The sequence below is a fragment of the Variovorax sp. Soil_C_26 genome, from assembly GCF_057657075.1.
In genome coordinates, this window is record NZ_JBDGJC010000031.1 from 1 (window position 1) to 1,220 (window position 1,220).

A 1,220-nucleotide genomic window follows, 5' to 3' on the forward strand; every position below is an offset into this window, starting at 1 on the left:
GCGTTGTCGGCGTTCTGCTTGACGGTGCTCGTGAGTTCTTCCATGGAGGCGGCCGTCTGCTCGAGCGAGCTGGCCTGCTCCTCGGTGCGCGACGAGAGATCCTGGTTGCCCGCGGCGATCTGCGTCGACGCGGTCATCAGGTGCGAGACGTTGGAGTCCACGTCGAGCACGATGGCCGAGAAGTTCGCGCTCATCTGGTTCAGCGCGCGCAGCAGGTGGCGCATCTCGTCCTCGGGACGAACCTCGAACTTCGCAATCCCGCCCGATGCGATGGCCTGTGCCACGCGCACCGCTTCGTCCATAGGACGGAACACGGTGCGGTCGAGAAAATAGCCGAAGCCGGCCCATGCCAGCGCGCAGAGCGCGGCACCGGCGGCCCACACCTGCGGGCCCACGAAGCCCAGCCAGCCGGCCACGCCGAGTGCAAGCATCAGCACGGCGGCGGCCGCGGCAGAACCGAACACGCGCACGCGGATCGGAAGCCGGCGCAGGCGTGCCAGCACGCTGGTCCATCCGCGCCGGACCACCTCGCCCTGCTCGATCGCCAGCCCCTTGGCCTGGCCCTCGCGAAAGCGCCGGTAGAGCTGCTCGGCCTGCTCGACGGCGGCGCGGGCGGGCTTGCTGCGCACCGACATGTAGCCTTCGATCTGACCGTTGCGGCGCACCGGCGTGACGTTGGCAAGCACCCAGTAGAAGTCGCCGTTCTCGCGCCGGTTCTTGACCAGGCCGGTCCAGGGCAAGCCCTTCTTCAGGGTCTCCCACATGTCGCCGAAGGCCTCGGGCGGCATGTCCGGATGGCGGATCATGTTGTGCGCCTTGCCGATGAGCTGCGGCACCGCGTAGCCGCTCGCGGTCACGAAGGCCGGATTGACATAGGTGATGCGGCCCTTGAGGTCGGTGCGCGACACCAGCGCCGCGTCATCGTCGAGCAGGTATTCGTGGGTGGTGACGGGAAGGTTGAGTCTCATGATCCTGGGGAATGCGGTCTTTTCTCTGCGCGGTCAGGCAAACGCCGGCTCGGCGTTTCCGAGCGCGCGGACGTCGTGCTGCGCTGCTCTGGAAACGCCCGGCAGGGCGCGGCCATCTCCCGCATGAGCCTCGAGCCTGAACACACTCACCGCCTGCACAAGGCTCGCGGCCTGCTCCTGCATCGACTGCGCGGCGGCCGCAGCCTCTTCGACCAGCGCCGCGTTCTGCTGCGTCACCTGGTCCATCTGCGC

At 68.2% G+C, this 1,220-nt stretch carries 1 protein-coding gene and 1 pseudogene; both read right to left on the minus strand.

Annotated elements, in window-relative coordinates; all coding sequences use genetic code 11:
• Nucleotides 1–968: methyl-accepting chemotaxis protein (locus AC3A6G_RS27285; RefSeq protein ID WP_487875089.1), on the minus strand; the 968-nt coding region annotated here is incomplete at its 3' end.
• 33 nt (nt 969–1,001) lie between these two features.
• A pseudogene (locus AC3A6G_RS27290) lies at nt 1,002–1,220 on the minus strand (methyl-accepting chemotaxis protein); the annotation flags it as partial.